Source organism: Capsulimonas corticalis, from assembly GCF_003574315.2.
Lineage (GTDB): Bacteria > Armatimonadota > Armatimonadia > Armatimonadales > Capsulimonadaceae > Capsulimonas > Capsulimonas corticalis.
This window is the reverse complement of record NZ_AP025739.1, coordinates 6,223,561-6,238,232: the sequence shown is the minus strand read 5'-3', so window position 1 is coordinate 6,238,232 and position 14,672 is coordinate 6,223,561. Positions and strand designations below refer to the sequence as shown.

General features: G+C 58.9%; 17 protein-coding genes and 2 tRNA genes. 7 read left to right on the top strand and 12 right to left on the bottom strand.

The genetic code is table 11. From position 1 onward, the window contains the following. Nucleotides 1-27: 27 nt before the first annotated feature. The 11 genes from D5261_RS26775 to D5261_RS26725 form a co-directional block, all read right to left on the bottom strand. A complete protein-coding gene (locus tag D5261_RS26775) occupies nucleotides 28-897 on the bottom strand; it encodes a hypothetical protein (RefSeq protein ID WP_125205757.1) in 870 nt (289 codons plus the stop codon). 106 nt (nucleotides 898-1,003) lie between these two features. Continuing rightward, the gene (locus D5261_RS26770) at nucleotides 1,004-1,837 is read right to left on the bottom strand and encodes a DUF4397 domain-containing protein (RefSeq protein ID WP_165863870.1); all 834 of its coding nucleotides are present in this window, start codon (nucleotides 1,835-1,837) and stop codon (nucleotides 1,004-1,006) included. Nucleotides 1,838-1,937: 100 nt separating this feature from the next. Further along, a complete protein-coding gene (locus D5261_RS26765) occupies nucleotides 1,938-2,672 on the bottom strand; it encodes a tetratricopeptide repeat protein (RefSeq protein WP_119319094.1) in 735 nt (244 codons plus the stop codon). Continuing rightward, on the bottom strand, nucleotides 2,656-3,204 hold the full coding sequence (gene rsfS, locus D5261_RS26760; RefSeq protein ID WP_218025455.1) for a ribosome silencing factor: 549 nt from the start codon (nucleotides 3,202-3,204) through the stop codon (nucleotides 2,656-2,658). The genes D5261_RS26765 and rsfS overlap by 17 nt, the downstream gene beginning before the upstream one ends. Before the next feature lie 101 nt (nucleotides 3,205-3,305). Continuing rightward, nucleotides 3,306-3,575, bottom strand: a complete 270-nt coding sequence (locus D5261_RS26755) for a hypothetical protein (protein WP_119319095.1) — start codon at nucleotides 3,573-3,575, stop codon at nucleotides 3,306-3,308. A 145-nt stretch (nucleotides 3,576-3,720) separates the two neighbouring features. Continuing rightward, nucleotides 3,721-4,422 carry a sulfite exporter TauE/SafE family protein gene (locus D5261_RS26750; protein ID WP_119319096.1) on the bottom strand — a complete coding sequence of 234 codons (702 nt, stop codon included), beginning with the start codon at nucleotides 4,420-4,422 and terminating at the stop codon, nucleotides 3,721-3,723. Nucleotides 4,423-4,426: 4 nt separating this feature from the next. Next, the gene (locus D5261_RS26745; RefSeq protein WP_119319097.1) at nucleotides 4,427-4,831 is read right to left on the bottom strand and encodes a FixH family protein; all 405 of its coding nucleotides are present in this window, start codon (nucleotides 4,829-4,831) and stop codon (nucleotides 4,427-4,429) included. Continuing rightward, a complete protein-coding gene (locus tag D5261_RS26740; RefSeq protein ID WP_119319098.1) occupies nucleotides 4,828-5,076 on the bottom strand; it encodes a hypothetical protein in 249 nt (82 codons plus the stop codon). The genes D5261_RS26745 and D5261_RS26740 overlap by 4 nt, the downstream gene beginning before the upstream one ends. A 4-nt stretch (nucleotides 5,077-5,080) precedes the next feature. Beyond that, nucleotides 5,081-5,740 (bottom strand): cation efflux transmembrane domain-containing protein, encoded by a 660-nt coding sequence (locus D5261_RS26735; protein WP_119319099.1) that lies wholly within the window; start codon nucleotides 5,738-5,740, stop codon nucleotides 5,081-5,083. 21 nt (nucleotides 5,741-5,761) lie between these two features. Beyond that, entirely contained in the window at nucleotides 5,762-7,900 is a 2,139-nt protein-coding gene (gene feoB, locus D5261_RS26730; RefSeq protein WP_119319100.1) for a ferrous iron transport protein B, read from the bottom strand. A 17-nt stretch (nucleotides 7,901-7,917) separates the two neighbouring features. Then, nucleotides 7,918-8,313 (bottom strand): FeoA family protein, encoded by a 396-nt coding sequence (locus D5261_RS26725; RefSeq protein ID WP_218025456.1) that lies wholly within the window; start codon nucleotides 8,311-8,313, stop codon nucleotides 7,918-7,920. A gap of 229 nt (nucleotides 8,314-8,542) precedes the next feature. Between D5261_RS26725 and D5261_RS26720 the strand changes: the two genes are divergently transcribed. Beyond that, nucleotides 8,543-8,619: transfer RNA gene (locus D5261_RS26720), tRNA-Arg, on the top strand. Between the two features lie 119 nt (nucleotides 8,620-8,738). Beyond that, a tRNA-Arg gene (locus D5261_RS26715) sits at nucleotides 8,739-8,815 on the top strand. An 83-nt stretch (nucleotides 8,816-8,898) separates the two neighbouring features. Here D5261_RS26715 and D5261_RS26710 read toward each other — a convergent pair. After that, complete coding sequence (locus D5261_RS26710) at nucleotides 8,899-9,672, bottom strand: ankyrin repeat domain-containing protein (RefSeq protein WP_165863871.1); 774 nt, start codon at nucleotides 9,670-9,672, stop codon at nucleotides 8,899-8,901. Nucleotides 9,673-9,910: 238 nt separating this feature from the next. Here D5261_RS26710 and D5261_RS26705 point away from each other — a divergent pair, with 238 nt between their 5' ends. The 5 genes from D5261_RS26705 (at nucleotide 9,911) to D5261_RS26685 (ending at nucleotide 14,465) form a co-directional block, all read left to right on the top strand. Continuing rightward, nucleotides 9,911-10,483 (top strand): fasciclin domain-containing protein, encoded by a 573-nt coding sequence (locus D5261_RS26705; protein WP_119319102.1) that lies wholly within the window; start codon nucleotides 9,911-9,913, stop codon nucleotides 10,481-10,483. Nucleotides 10,484-10,620: 137 nt separating this feature from the next. Continuing rightward, nucleotides 10,621-11,853 (top strand): AAA family ATPase, encoded by a 1,233-nt coding sequence (locus D5261_RS26700; RefSeq protein WP_119319103.1) that lies wholly within the window; start codon nucleotides 10,621-10,623, stop codon nucleotides 11,851-11,853. Continuing rightward, entirely contained in the window at nucleotides 11,850-12,491 is a 642-nt protein-coding gene (locus D5261_RS26695) for a DUF4276 family protein (RefSeq protein WP_218025457.1), read from the top strand. The genes D5261_RS26700 and D5261_RS26695 overlap by 4 nt, the downstream gene beginning before the upstream one ends. A 151-nt stretch (nucleotides 12,492-12,642) precedes the next feature. After that, entirely contained in the window at nucleotides 12,643-14,013 is a 1,371-nt protein-coding gene (gene der, locus D5261_RS26690) for a ribosome biogenesis GTPase Der (RefSeq protein WP_245992445.1), read from the top strand. Between the two features lie 20 nt (nucleotides 14,014-14,033). Continuing rightward, nucleotides 14,034-14,465 carry a hypothetical protein gene (locus D5261_RS26685; RefSeq protein ID WP_119319105.1) on the top strand — a complete coding sequence of 144 codons (432 nt, stop codon included), beginning with the start codon at nucleotides 14,034-14,036 and terminating at the stop codon, nucleotides 14,463-14,465. The last annotated feature ends 207 nt before the right edge of the window (nucleotides 14,466-14,672 follow it).

Sequence of the window (14,672 nt, the reverse complement as noted above, 5' to 3'; positions counted from 1 at the left end):
AAGCAGCGTTGTAACATTAGGCGTCCGTTAATTTTTAACCAATTTTAACGCGTACGTCGTCGTGACTGGCGGCACTACCGGGGAATTATTGATATACGGAGCCGAGGTTGGCTTGGTAACGACAAGCGTGTATTTTGCGCCAGCGGCCAGTGTGATTGGAGTTGTCGGAATGATCGGCTGATTCGAAATTAAGTCGTCAACTTGTATGGACACGGTTCCTGCGCCGAGAAAGATATTGCTGGATACAGAGGCCGTCCCAGCAGGCGGGGAGAACCCGCCTGGATAAGGGACATTAGGAGTGCTGTAATACAGATTTTGAAATGCTACGGGAACTGAGCCGTTAACAGCAACATTGACGACGCCCATGGCGCCGGCGACGAGCACTCGCACCGTGGCTTGTCCTGGCGGCGGCGCCGGTTGGTCATCCGCCAGCACAAAGATGTTCAGAAAACTGAAGTAATCCACAGCGGGACCATCGTATATTTGGCCGGAAGGATCGATAATATCTCGCTGTCCCGTCAGGAATGCTGTATAACGCTGCCCTGGCGTTAAATTCATAGTGCTGACAATCGGTGTAATTGTCGTCGCTATGTCGCTCCCTGCTGTTTGTTTCACGGGAAGAGGAAGTGTTGTTTTCGCCTGAAATTGCACATGCTCAGTCGGAAATGGCCGATACTCTGTTGGGACTCCGTATTGCCCAGAGCCTATATTAGCCCCGTTGATAAGAACCGAACCAGTATCTTGATTATTTTTCGTCGAGTCCACGGTGTTGACGGCAACATCAACCGCTCGGATTTGCGCACTTGGGGAGGAATTCTCTGAACTGCCGCCGCACCCCGACAGCGCCGCTGAAGTGCAAATCATTCCGGAAATTGCGGTGCAAATAATTTTCCGCATTGCTTTTTGACAGGCTCCTTAATGGTCTTTAAAATTATCGCGCCTGTCACAGAAACGCCGGCGTCCTGATTCCGTAGATTGGAGCCAGGACGCCGGCTTGTTTGTTCTAGTTCGGAACCAGCGCCAGGCCGTAGGTTGTCACAACGGGCGGGGTGGCGGGAGTAACGCCCGTCACGGCCGCGCCGGTGGGTTCGGTGACGACGAGCGTATACGATTTGCCGGCAACGAGTGTGAGCGTTTGGGTGGGAACGATCACGTTGCTGGTCCCGGTGGCGTTGACGCTGAAGGTCGCCGCGCCGGCGGGAACGTTCACATCGCTGGTGGCCGTGCCGGCGGGATCGTACTTGAGGTTCGTCAGCGCCGAGGGAACGGAATTGTCGACGTGGATATCAACTGCGGGTACGTCTGGGCCGGCGACGAGCACGCGGACATTCGCATCGCCGGACGGCGGCGCCGCCTGGTTATCCTGCAGCACGATGACGTTCAGGAAGTGAAGGTTATCCAAATCCGAGAAGTCGGCGTTGAGCGGGTTCGCCACATCTCGGCGACCGATCAGGTAAGCCGTATAAACTTGGCCGTCGGAAAGGTTCTTCGTGGTCAGCGGGGCGGTGGCGGCGGTGGTCGTCGTCGCTCCGTTCGTGGTCACGCTGTAAGACGGAAGAGCCAGCGTCGTTGCCGTTCCCTGGAAACTGGAGTTGCCTGCTTCCACATAAAGATACGGCGATGCGACGCCGTAGTGGGATTCGATAGTGCTGCTGGCGCCATTGACCAGAACGCTGCCGTCGTCGTTGTTATTCGAGGGGTCCACGGTATTCGTCGCGACATCCACGGCGCGAATATGCCCCGATGGTTTTGTTCCGCTGGAGCCGCCGCATCCCGCGAGCGCCGCCGTCGCCGCGAGAATCCATCCGGCCATCGCGCGGCGTGTGTTTTTCTGCATCACTATAGACAAGCTCCTGTTGCTGAGGGTAATCGGTCGTTCGCTGTGCTGCGCGCAAAACGGGTGACGCTTCTTTAGAGAAAGGATTGGGGTGTTTGTTTCAGTCTTTTGCGAGCGCCACATCGATCACGGCGTAAAGCCAATCGATGGTTGAGACAAACGAGAGAAACCAGAACAGACCGCCGATCTGCGCCCCTCCGCCCGAACTGTGGTTGGGCGCGAGAAGGCCGCTGACATCACGCAGCATATCCTTGGTTTCCGGCAGGCAGAGAATCAGAAAATTCGACAGGCAGTAGACGCCCAGCATGACCGCGCCTTTGACGTAAGCGCCCCGCATGATCTGGCCGAGGCCGGGCAGCACCGCCGAAGCGAACCCGGCGACGCCCTTGCCTGCGCGCGGCGCGCCGCGCGTTTCGGACAGGGTTTGAAAACCGCCCATCGCTTCGGTGGCGCGCAGGGCCGTGCGCCCCAGCTTCAGCTCGGCGGTCGGTCGTCCCGGCTCCAGCTTCAGCGCGGCGCGGTAAGCCGCGCACGCCTCGGCGTACCGTCCCAGATGCGCTTCCACATCGCCCAGAATCTCATGCGCCGGCGCGTAGCGGGGCTGAGCCGCCAGAACCTCGTCGACATCGCGGCGCGCTTCGTCGGCGCGTCCACGCCGCAGGTTGACGCCGGCGGCGGTCAGCTTTTGCTCGATCGCAACGCGTGACAGCGGCGCGGCGGGTTCGACCGCCGAACCTGTGTCCGGATTTGAGAGAGGGGACGAGGCGTCCGAGGGCGCCGAGGAGTCGCCGGAGACGGGCTCCACGCTGATGTCGTCGTTAGGCGCGGGCGCCATCCTTGTGGTCCTCTTCGTCCGAGTCGAGCGCGGTCAGTTCGGCTTGATCGTCTTCGTCATCGCCGTCCAGATCTTCGTCGCCGTCTTCTTCGTCCGTATCTTCGTCATCTTCATCAAGCGTCAAGCCGGCGTGCTCGTCATCGGGCAGTGCGGCGGAGATAGGCAGAATGGTGGCGCCTGTGGAGTCGGCGACGACTTCGCGGGTCCAGAGTTTCTCAAGCTTATAGCGATCGCGCTCATCTTCGGACATGACGTGAAGGATCACATCGCCGTAGTCGACGACGATCCAGGTCGCCTCGGAATAGCCTTCCGTGCGATGCGCCCGAATGCCATGCTCTTCCATGGATTCGATAACGCCGTCCGAGATGGATCGGATATGGATGTTAGACGTTCCCGAACAGATGATGAAGAAGTCGGCGATCAGCGTCTTGCCGCGCAGATCGATCTCCGTCATATAGTTCGCTTTTTTGTCTTCGGCGGCGGCGACAATAATGTCCCGCTTCTGCTCGGATGTGAGCGTGGATGGTTTCAAAGACTGCAATTCCTCCTGCTGATAGGCCTTAGTATACCTCTTTTCCCAAAAAGACGGGGGCGGACGCAATGCGTCCGCCCCCATCGCATCCTCAAAAAGGACTACATCTTGCCGTCCATTTTCTTATCGCCACCCATGTGGTCCATCTTCTCGCCGCCCATTTTTTTGTCCATCATCTTATGGTCCGCCATTTTATGATCCATCATCTTGTGATCGGACATCTTGTGTCCCATCATATGATGGCCCTTCATTTTATGGCTCATCTTATGATCGCTCATCTTTTTATCCATCATCTTATCGGCGGCGAAGACAGGCTGAATTGCAACGATTGCGAGTGCGGCGGCCGCAATTGCGGCGATCTTGTTGTTCATGGAAAGGTCCTCCAAGGTGTCTGGTCGGCAGGTGAAATTTGTTTGCCACTTGCAGGAGCAAACAAGTGATAGAGAAAGTTCCATTCGTTGAGAAGAGTTTTACGCGACTGTGTGCGAAGCGCCGTGGAGGGTTTTCTGTGAGCGCTTAAAACTGGCTCCAGCCGCGCATTAAAAAGGCGACGCCCATCGCCGCCATGAGCGCCGACGAGATGCGGGCCATGCCGAGTCGGAAGTTTGGGCGTGTGAGGAGGCCGCCGAAGATGGCGTTGCCGAACAGGCCGAGGGTGAGCAGGCCGGGGATGGTGCCGAGGCAGAAGAGGGCCATCGTGAGCGCGCCCTGGGCGGGGCCCTGGGAAAGCGCGCCGAGCAGCAGGGCTTGGTAGGTGAGGCCGCAGGGGAGCAGGCCAACGAAGAGGCCGATCATCAATGGCTTCCATACGTTCTGAGACTTCAGGACGCGCACGAACAGCTTACGGCCGAAGCCGCCGCCCGCACCCAGGACGTCGGGTTCGGGGATACGCATCCACGGAATAATTCCGGCGAAGCCAAGAGCGAGACCGACGAGCAAGACTCCGGCGACGAGGCTGATCGCCCCCTGCGCGAACGCCCACTGGTGCGTGATGTCGCCAACGAGACCGCCGATCGCTCCCAGGGTGACCAGGGAGAGCATGCGCCCACCGTGGAACAGTACGTGGCGTTCGGGATGGACGAAGCGGCGCGCGGAGCCCTGGGAAGAGAGGCCGGAGTAAGCGGCGACAAAGACGCCGCACATGCCGATGCAGTGGGTGAATCCGCCGGCTAGGCCCCAGGAAAAGACGAGCCAGGGAATGGCGTGCGTGGGGTTCATAGCGTTATTTTACCGTCAGCGGAACGTTTTGCTCGCGCATTCGGCCGGCGCTTTTGACCGTCACATGCGCCCGCCAGTCGCCGGACATCGTAAAACGCCCTTTGCCGGTGTACTCGCCGGGCTTTGTCTCCTGGCAGACGATCTCGTTTTTCGGCATCTCCATCGACGGCATGGTCAGATTCACCGTGACGGCCGCGCCGCCCAAAGGTTTGCCCTGGCCGTCATTGGCTGTGACGGTAAAAACAGAGCTGTCCAATTGTCGTATCGGCGTGGGAGAAATGGTGAGGCTGATCGGCGAACTGCTTGTCGCGGCGGCGGGTATTGTCGACGGGGCAGGGGAAGGCGGCTTGGCGCAGCCGGCGAGAACGAGGACGCCGGCGGCGCGGAGAAGAAATCGATAATTCGTCATGACTGTGAAGGCGGCCGACGAAGGTGCGCGGGCGGCCGCGTTTGCAGCTGAATCAACTGAGGCTTACGGTCCTCCTGCTTGATTTTTCCGGCGTTCCCGCATCCGCCGCAGCCCGGGCAGCCTTCGCCGCTTTGACCGGGCGTGCTGCGAAACGCAAGCAGCTGTCCCAAAATCCGTTTTCCCACAATCACGGCTGCGACGCCGACGATGGCGAACGCGGCGATTGTCTGCCCATCGATGTGCATGGTATTACTCCTCAGCGCCGGAACAGCAGTCACATCCGCCGTTCAGTGCGGCGCGTCCTTCTTTGATCAGCAGCGGAATCAGCGCCAGGGCTGCGATACTGTCGAGCCACCACCAGCCGAAAAGGCGGGTGGCGATGAGGCCGACGATCAGCACGACGCTGAGGTAGCCGCAGGTGATCGCCTCCATGGCGTCCGCCCGCAGCGCGCGCGATCCCAGGCGCGCGGCCACTTTGAGTTTATACCCCGCCAGGATCGGCATACCCACTTTGGCGATCACGCCGATCGCGATGCCCCAGACGCTTTCATGCGTGTCCGTGCGGGCGTGCGCGACAAAGAGGCCGTAGGCCGATTGGAGTACGATATAGGCGGCGAGAAAGTAAAGAAGCCGGCCCATGATTCCGGCGGCTTTGTGCTCGACCGATTCGATTTCAGATTCGCTCGCTTGGCCCCCCTGCTCGACGCGCAGGCGCCAGAGGAGAACGCCGGCGCTGATCAGCTCAACGGCGCTGTCCAGGCCGAAGCCCTCCAGCAGCAGACTATGCGAATGCAGGCCCAGGATCAGGGAGGCCGCGCCTTCGATCGTCATCCAGCCCAGCGTAAGATATGTGAGCCGGATGGCGAGACGGATATCGGATGCGCGGTCGATCGGCGCGGCGGCGATCATAAGCGTCTTCTCCGGAATGCGCTATCGCAGTCCCCAATGCAGGGCCATGCCCACCTGGAAGACAATAAACGTCGTTACCCAGGCGAGGGCCGTCATATACCCCGTCATAAACAGCGGCCAAGTCCAGCCGTTGGTCTCGCGCTTCACAACGGCGATGGTGGACATGCATTGCATCGCCAGTACATAAAAAACCATCACGCAGACCGCGATCAGCGGCGTGAAGTACGGGTCGGCGCGCAGCTTCTTCTCCAGCGATCCGGAGATCTGCTCGACGTCGCTGTTTTTGTCGCCGACACTATAGATCGTACCCATGGAGCTGACGAACACTTCGCGGGCGACAAACGAGGAGACCAGGCTGACGCCGATGCGCCAGTCGAAGCCCAGCGGCCGGATCAGCGGCTCGATCACGTGTCCGGCCCGGCCGGCGTACGACTGCGCCATTTGCTGCTGCGGAGGCGTGTTCGGCGCGGCCTGCGGGTACGACGTCAGGAACCAGAGCACGATGCTCACGGTGAGAATGACCGTGCCGGCGCGGCGCAGGAACAGATAGGCGCGCTCTAGCATCGTCATAATGACGGTGCGCGCGCTGGGCTTGTGGTATGGCGGCATCTCCAGAAAGAAGACGGGCGACGGCCCGCGCAGCAGCGTCTTCTTGAAGAGCCACGCCATGCCGAACGCGGCGACCATGCCCAGGAAGTACATGGCGATCATCGTCAAGCCCGGCAGCGTGAAGATCCCGAGGACGCGCTTGTTGGGAATGAACGCGGCGATCATCAGCGTGTAAACGGGAATACGCGCCGAACATGACATCAGCGGCGCGACCAGGATCGTGACAAGGCGCGACTTACGATCATCGATCGTGCGCGTCGCCATGATGCCGGGAATGGCGCAGGCGAACGACGAGAGCAGGGGGATGAACGACTTGCCGTGCAGTCCCACCTTGGACATGATCTTGTCCATGAGAAACGCGGCGCGCGCCATATATCCCGTGTCTTCCAGAAGCGCGATAAAGAAGAACAGCAGCAGGATCTGCGGCAGGAACGTGACCGTGGTGCCGACGCCGGCGATAACGCCGTTGACGATCAGGTCCTGCAATGGCCCCGCCGGCATATGGGCGGTAATGAAGCTGCTGAGCGCGGCGACTCCTTGCGCAATCCAGTCCATCGGCACGGCCGCCCAGCTGAAGATCGCTTGAAACACGAGCGACATCACGCCGAAGAAGATCACGTAGCCCCAGAACTTGTGCGTCAGGATCTTATCAAGCTTGTCCGTGAGATTTGCGACCGCTTTGCCCGGCTTTTTGACGGCCTGCGCGCAGATCTTGCGGACCCATTCGTAGCGCGACTCGATCAATGTGCTGGAGAAGTCGACGCCCTGCGCGAGCAGGTTCGCCTTGTCGGCCTGGACGTGATCCAGCACGGATTTCGGCCAGCGTCCGATCTCCTCGGGGCGCGGCTTATCCTGCATCAAAAGACTGACCGCCTCGACGGCGCTTTGACGCGCCCCGAGTCCCGCGTCATGCTGAAGCATGAGCGAGAGCTCGTCGATCTCGTCTTCCACCGGCTTGGGTAATGTCCAGATGCGCTGCGCGGGCGCGGGAGTCTCTCGCAGATGCGCGATGGCTTCACGCAGGGCGTCGAGCCCGAGTTTTTCGGACGCAAGCACGGTGACGATCGGCACGCCGAACAGCTTGCCGAGCACGGCGGGGTCGATCTCATGCTGCATGCGGGCGGCGACATCGGTCATCGTCAGCACGACCACCATCGGTAGGCCCAGCTCCAGCAGCTGCGAGGTCAAATAAAGATTGCGCTCGATATTGGCGGCGTCCAGCACATGGATCACGCCGTTCGGCTGCGCGACATCCGATTGGTGTCCCAGCAGGACGTCACGGGCGATGGCCTCGTCGGGAGAGCGCGGCGTCAGGGAGTACAGACCGGGAAGATCGATCAGCGCGGCCGAGCCGCCATCGGGCAGCCGCACGCGGCCTTCCTTCTTCTCGACGGTGACTCCGGGATAGTTGCCGACTTTTTGCCGCAGGCCGGTGAGGGCGTTGAAGACGGTGGTCTTGCCGCAATTGGGGTTTCCGACCAAGGCGTAAAGAGGCGCGGCGGCGGCTCCGTCAGAAACGGAGCCAGCCGCCGGCAGGGGAGAGGTGGACATGCATTACCTCTGAAGGACTACTCGCCCTCAAATGCCGGCGGACAGCGGCGGACCAAAATGGCGTCGGCTTCGCGGCGGCGCAGCGAAAGCTGGTAGCCGCGGATCAGCACCGTGATGGGGTCGCGCAGCGGCGCGGAGCGGACAAACTCGATCTGGGTTCCGGCGGTGAATCCCATTTCCTGAAGATGCTGGCGCACGGCGGCGTCGCCGTCCAGGGAAATGACGTGGCCGTAGTCGCCAGGGTGCATCGCGGAAAGGGGCATCGCAATGTGCCCGGTCTCATCCGGAGCGCCAAAGCGCAGATAGCTGCTTTCAATGGCCGCGCGCCGCGATTCCTCGCGGGCGCCGCGCCAGCGGTTGAAGGCGGCGAAGAAATTATCCTGATCGGTCGTCGATGTCGTCGTGGTCGGCATATCAGCCATCCCTTTATCACAGCGTCTTGCTGTATCCGATGAAACGTGTCTCCGACCTGCTTTGTCGGAGATTGATGATTTCATTATGACGCCCCAAGTCACCGATGTCAACGATCTGCGATTCTTTTTCGCGATAGGACTGAAATTTTATGCCCGGGCGCCGCGCGAAATATAAATTGGATGGTCCCTTGACAATCGATTCTCCTCCCGGTATAATACACCCCGTTGAGCGCTCGTAGCTCAGTGGATTAGAGCGATTGCTTGCGGAGCAATAGGCCGCAGGTTCGAGTCCTGCCGGGCGCACCACTGATAGAGAGGCCGTTTCTCAGAGATGAGGAACGGCCTCTTTTATTTTGCGTTCGACCGATCGCCAGCACGGCCCCTTGACATTCGATTCACCCCCCGGTATAATAAACCCCGGTCATGCGCTCGTAGCTCAGTGGATTAGAGCGATTGCTTGCGGAGCAATAGGCCGCAGGTTCGAGTCCTGCCGGGCGCACCACAAATAAAGAAGCCGCTTCCTAGAAATAGGGAGCGGCTTCTTTTTGTTTGAAGCGGAGCGGATTTTTTTCAGAGGCCCGGTCGTTAGCGCGCCGCGCCGGCGTCTTTCAGGATCTGCGTGATCGTGTCGCTGTGCGCCATGATCGCGGTTTCGAGCGGGGTGTGGCCCATGCCGGGGTCCAGGTTCGGATTGGCGCCGTGGCTGAGAAGAACCTTGACGGTCTCGACACTGCCGGACTCGACGGCGCGGACGAGCGCGTTGTCGCCATCGGCGTCCTGCGCGTTCGGATTGGCTTTCTTTTCCAGCAGCAGCAGTGCCCCGTTGGAATCGCCTCGCTCCGCCATCCACATCAGCGGAGTCTCGCCCTGCTTATTGCGGTCGTTGACGTTGGCGCCGCCGTCGATCAGCGCCTGGATGTTCTCAATATGATCGCGGTGCGCGGCCGCCATCAGCGCCGTGTTGCCGTCCTTGGTCTTGGCGTCGAGGTTAGCGCCCTTCGCCAGCAGCGTCTTGACGCCCTCCGGGCTTCCTTCCAGGGCGGTCACCATCAGCACGGTCAACCCGCTTTTGGTCTTTGCGTTGATATTCGCGCCGTGCGCGATGAGCGTCAGCGCGGCCGTCTGCTGGTTCTGGATCTCCGCGAGCATCAGCATTGTGTGATCCTGCTGATCGTGGGCGTCGGCGTTCGCCCCCAGCTTGATCAAGGATTCAATCGCCGGCGAGTCGCCATCGCTGATCGCCTTGATCATGGCGCGCTCCAGCGTCGTGCGGTCAGGCGTTGCGTGCGCGCCGATTGCGCCGGTCGCCGCCAGCAGGCAGAACGCGCCGGCGATCGTTCGGATGTTGTTGCGTAACATCAATAAATTTCCTCGTTTCGAACACGGACGATGCGTATTGCGCATGTCTGGACGTCTCTTCGCTTCATTGTACCACGACCTCTTTTTTCACGCCACAAACGTTTGTAACCTATCGTCAATCGAATGCCGAACAATTGCCGCCGTAAGCTCGGTAGACTAGAAATACCGAACGGCGATCGCGACATATGTCTAAGATCGCATTGGTCGCTAATACGTTCAACCTAGAAAGATACGCACAATGAAACTCGGAAAAATCGCTACTCTGACCATCGCCGCTTGCTCGCTTGCGACCGCCTCGACCCTTCCCGGCGTCGCCGCGCATAAGATGCACACCAAGATGGTTGGCGGCGCGGCGATGTACCCCACGAAGAACATCGTGGAAAACGCCGTCAATTCCAAGGACCACACCACGCTGGTCGCCGCCGTGAAGGCCGCCGGCCTCGTCGACACGCTCGCCAGCGCGGGACCGTTCACCGTCTTCGCCCCAACCAACGCCGCGTTCGACAAGCTCCCGGCCGGCACGGTCGATACGCTTCTGAAGCCCGAGAACAAAGACAAGCTGACCGCCGTTCTGACCTACCATGTGGTTTCCGGAACGTACACCGCCTCCAAACTCATGGGCCTGATCAAAGCCGGCAACGGCGTGGCGACGCTCAAAACCGTACAGGGCGACGAGCTCACATTCATGAAGCACGGCAAGGGCATTGACGTCAAGGACGAGAAGGGCGATATCGCCCACGTCACCATCGCCGACGTTATGCAGTCCAACGGCGTCATCCACGTCATCGACACCGTCCTGCTCCCCGGCTAATCGCCGAGACGCCGAAAACATCACGACAGTACAGCCCGAAGATATTTGTATCTTCGGGCTGTATTTGTTTGTGTCTGTAAAGGAAGCCAAAGAGAGCAGGTATTATGTAGGCATCTGTTTTACAGGAGCGCCACCAAATGGACGGCCAGCGATTTCTCACTTCCCTGCACCTGAAAAACCTGCTTTCTTACGGCCCGAACTCCGAAAAGATCGACCTCCAGCCTCTCAATGTGCTCATCGGCCCGAATGCGTCTGGGAAATCCAATTTCATTGAAGCGATTGAGTTGTTGCGTGCGACAGCAGGCAATATTGCGGGGCGTATCTATGAGGGCGGCGGCATGGCTGAGTATAGTTACAAAGGCTCCTTTACGCCTGCGCCTGCTACGGTTATTTGTAGCGCTTATCATCACGAATCCGGAATAAACGTTCTCCATAAATTTACTGTCGCGCCTAGCAATCAGAAGATTCAAATTGTTGATGAAACGATTGAGCCTGTGGATATTGCATCCTCTCGCGAACAGCCTGAGTTTTTTTATCAATATAATCAGCAGAATCCAGTGGCTTACGTACCAGATATCGATCGGACGCAGGGAAGCGTAGCGGTTTCGGCGCAGTTGGACCGAATATTTTCATGGAAACGACAATCCCTCACCGGATTGCAGTCTGACGCCTCTGTTCTCGCACAGCGCACCGACCCTGACTTGTATCCGGAACTAAACTTTCTGGCCGCTCGATATAAAGCGATCAAAATTTATAGAAACTTTGTCATGGAGGGGCCAAATTCAATCCGATGGCCCCAACGCTCAGACTTACCAAATGATTTCTTGGAGGAAAGCGGTCGGAACCTGAGTCTTATTGTCAATAATTTAGCCTATCAAGGCGCGATGGATAAAGTTATTGAGAAAATGAAGACTGTCTACGGGGATATTGAGGACATCACCGCCAAGATCGAAGGCGGCACGGTGCAAACCTATATCCGTGAGCGAGGGATGCGCGAGCCTATTCCCGCTGGCCGGCTATCGGACGGTACGCTTCGCTTTCTGTGTCTTCTTGTCATTCTTTATCATCCAACGCCTCCGCCGCTCATTTGCATTGAAGAACCGGAACTTGGGCTGCACCCGGATGTCATTCCGACGATTGCGGAAATGCTGATTGAGGCTTCGTCGCGAACTCAGCTCGTCGTGACGACGCATTCGGATCTGCTCATATCGAAGCTGGGAGATATTCCCGAGGCGGTTGTTGTTTGCGAACGGACCGATCAGGGCAGCGTTCTTCGGCGTCTGGAAAAAGACAAGCTGGATGTGTGGCTGGAGAACTATTCGCTGGGGGACCTGTGGCTTCGAGGCGAAATCGGAGGCACGCGCTGGTGAAGGAGATCAAGATTTACGTCGAAGGCGGGGGAGATTCCCATGCGACGCGTTCGGAATTACGCAAAGGATTTGGAGAATTCACACGCTCGTTGCGGACGCTGGCGCAGAGTAAACGGCTTCGTTATGGAATTGTCGCCTGTGGATCGCGCAATGACGCCTTTGATATGTTCCAAACCGCGCTTCGGCAAAATGACCCCGACATCCTCAATTTTCTTCTCGTTGACGCGGAAGCAAGCGTCAAGCAAAACATCTCGCCATGGAAGCATCTGAGCGAGCGGGCGGGGGATCGGTGGGAACAGCCTGCCGGCGTCTCGGACGATCAATGTCACTTGATGGTTCAGTCCATGGAGACGTGGATTGCCGCAGATCTGAATGCGCTGCGTAAGTTTTATGGTAAAGGGTTTCGCGAGAAGCTCATTCCGGCGACCAATGATGTGGAAACGATTGATAAAGTCCGTTTGTTCTCGGCGCTGAAAGACGCCACCGCGCATTCGGAGAAAAAGGGGCAATACCATAAAACAAAGCATGGGTTTGCGCTCATTGGCTTGGTCGATCCTATGCTCGTCAGAAGCAAAGCGGCGCATTGTGAGCGATTCTTTCAAATGATCGAGATGTGGATCGATTCTGGGGGAGGTTGATATCGCATTGTTGATAGTTGTCGATACCTTTGCGCCTCGCCGCCCCCCTCCCTCCGTTGACTTTGCAGCTTACCATGTGCTAAACTAAGGCGAGTTTTCGAAGCCCGGCGCCGTCATGCCGTCGCCTCGGCCGCTTCGAAGGAGTTTCACTGTGAGCGTTTCTGATCGACCTCTGGTCGCAATTGTCGGACGTCCAAACGTCGGCAAATCCACCCTTTTTAATCGTCTCGTCGGTAAGCGTATCGCCATTGTTGAGGATACGCCCGGCATTACCCGCGACCGTCTGTACGCCGACGGCGAGTGGCTCGGACGAGAGTACACGCTGATCGACACCGGCGGTATTCAGATGTTCGAAACGGATCCGCTCAAGGCGCAGATCCGCGGCCAGGCGGAGATCGCGATGGAGGAGGCCGATGTCGTCGTCTTCGTCATCGACACCACCACTGGAGTCACCGCCGACGATATCGAGCTCGCCAACGCGCTGCGCCGTTCTCCCAAGCCGCTCGTGGTGATCGCGAATAAAGTGGACAATGGCGATCAAGAGTATCGCAATGTCCCGGAAGTCTACTCCCTGGGCTTTTCGGAAGTCTTTCCTGTCTCCGCGCTGAGCGGACGTGGTCTGGGCGATGCGCTCGACGCCATCGTGGGCCACTTCCCAGCGGAAGATAAGGACAAAGCCGAAGAGATCGAGGATGAGCGGATCAAGATCGCCATCATCGGCCGCCCGAATGTCGGCAAGTCGTCGCTGCTGAATGCGATCCTAGGCGAACAGCGCGTGATCGTTTCCCCGGTCGCCGGCACCACGCGCGACTCCATCGACACCACGTTTAACTTCAATGGCCGGGAACTGGTCTTTATCGATACGGCGGGCATCCGGCGCGCCGGCAAAGTTCAGGGAAGCGTCGAATACTATACGGTGCTGCGCGCCCTGCGCGCCATCGACCGCGCCGATGTCGTCATGCTGGTGATCGATTCCAACGACGGACTCACCGACGGTGATAAGCGCGTCGGCGGCTTCGCCCACGAGCGCGGCCGAGCGGCGGTTATTGTCGTCAACAAGTGGGATCTCGGCCGCCAGGATGTCCTGGAAGAGATGCCGGGCCAGAACCCGATGAAGATCTTCAGTGAGGAAATGCGCGACGGCATGAACTTCATGGCCTACGCCGCGCTCGCCTTCACCAGCGCCACGACCGGCAAGGGCGTGACCGCCGCCGTGGAGACGGCGCTCGACGCCGCCGAGAACCACGCGATGCGGATCCCGACGGGCGAACTCAACCGCCTGCTGCGCGATGCGTCCGACGCGCATCCCTACCTGGATCACGGCAAGCAGCTCAAGATCTACTACGCCACCATGCCGACGGTTAAGCCTCCCAAGATCGTTCTGTTCGTGAACGATCCCGAGCTGATGCACTTCTCCTACAAGCGCTATCTGGAAAATCAGATCCGCAAGACGTACGCCTTTGAAGGAACGCCTCTGCAGATCGAGGTGCGCAAGGCGGCGGACAAGGAAAGGGATCATTAACCGTGACGGAAGTTGCAAGGATGCGTTTCAAGAGCGTGCTGTCGCCGCAGGAGCATGGGGCCCTGATCCTCAGCGATGACGGCTCATTTCAAATCGAACCCAGCGAGCCTTTGCGCGACAAGATGGCGGAGCTGGAAGAAGCCGCCCTGCGCCGCTCGCAGACGCTGGGCATTGGCCTCGGCTCCGGTCTGCTGCTTCTCGGCCTCGCATTGATCGGCCTGGGCTGGGCCTTCGGTCGTATCTTCGGCAAGATCGGCTTTACGCTGAGCCGCCCGCGTCCGGTTCAGGACGTGGAGATCACGCGCAACGAATCCGGCGGCGTGCAGTTGCAGCTCAAAGGCATTGAGAGCAAAATGCAGACTATCCAGATGTCCTGGAACGTCGATGAAGTCCTGGCCCCCGAGGTGGACAAGTTCTTAGAAAAATACGAAGAGCTGCGCTCCGGCGCGTAGATCTCTCATGCCGAAAACCCCGCGCTTTGTGCGGGGTTTTCGGCTTTTTGACCCTGTTCGTTCTTCGGAGATGCGGAAAAGTCCATAAACTCGGCGGCTTTCCCCATACCCCGAACCGTCGAATTCCTGTAGAATGACACATATTTCCGCGCCCCTCAGTCACCTGTGTTTGGAATGTCGTCGTTGCAACCTATCAGGCTGATTTGG

What these genes read in the sequence shown, in the direction of transcription:
- D5261_RS26775 (WP_125205757.1), bottom strand. Translation starts at nt 897, where the DNA reads ATGCGGAAAATTATTTGCACCGCAATTTCCGGAATGATTTGCACTTCA.
- D5261_RS26770 (WP_165863870.1), bottom strand. Translation starts at nt 1,837, where the DNA reads ATGCAGAAAAACACACGCCGCGCGATGGCCGGATGGATTCTCGCGGCG.
- D5261_RS26765 (WP_119319094.1), bottom strand. Translation starts at nt 2,672, where the DNA reads ATGGCGCCCGCGCCTAACGACGACATCAGCGTGGAGCCCGTCTCCGGC.
- D5261_RS26755 (WP_119319095.1), bottom strand. Translation starts at nt 3,575, where the DNA reads ATGAACAACAAGATCGCCGCAATTGCGGCCGCCGCACTCGCAATCGTT.
- D5261_RS26750 (WP_119319096.1), bottom strand. Translation starts at nt 4,422, where the DNA reads ATGAACCCCACGCACGCCATTCCCTGGCTCGTCTTTTCCTGGGGCCTA.
- D5261_RS26745 (WP_119319097.1), bottom strand. Translation starts at nt 4,831, where the DNA reads ATGACGAATTATCGATTTCTTCTCCGCGCCGCCGGCGTCCTCGTTCTC.
- D5261_RS26740 (WP_119319098.1), bottom strand. Translation starts at nt 5,076, where the DNA reads ATGCACATCGATGGGCAGACAATCGCCGCGTTCGCCATCGTCGGCGTC.
- D5261_RS26735 (WP_119319099.1), bottom strand. Translation starts at nt 5,740, where the DNA reads ATGATCGCCGCCGCGCCGATCGACCGCGCATCCGATATCCGTCTCGCC.
- feoB (WP_119319100.1), bottom strand. Translation starts at nt 7,900, where the DNA reads ATGTCCACCTCTCCCCTGCCGGCGGCTGGCTCCGTTTCTGACGGAGCC.
- D5261_RS26725 (WP_218025456.1), bottom strand. Translation starts at nt 8,313, where the DNA reads ATGCCGACCACGACGACATCGACGACCGATCAGGATAATTTCTTCGCC.
- D5261_RS26710 (WP_165863871.1), bottom strand. Translation starts at nt 9,672, where the DNA reads ATGTTACGCAACAACATCCGAACGATCGCCGGCGCGTTCTGCCTGCTG.
- D5261_RS26705 (WP_119319102.1), top strand. Translation starts at nt 9,911, where the DNA reads ATGAAACTCGGAAAAATCGCTACTCTGACCATCGCCGCTTGCTCGCTT.
- D5261_RS26700 (WP_119319103.1), top strand. Translation starts at nt 10,621, where the DNA reads ATGGACGGCCAGCGATTTCTCACTTCCCTGCACCTGAAAAACCTGCTT.
- D5261_RS26685 (WP_119319105.1), top strand. Translation starts at nt 14,034, where the DNA reads ATGCGTTTCAAGAGCGTGCTGTCGCCGCAGGAGCATGGGGCCCTGATC.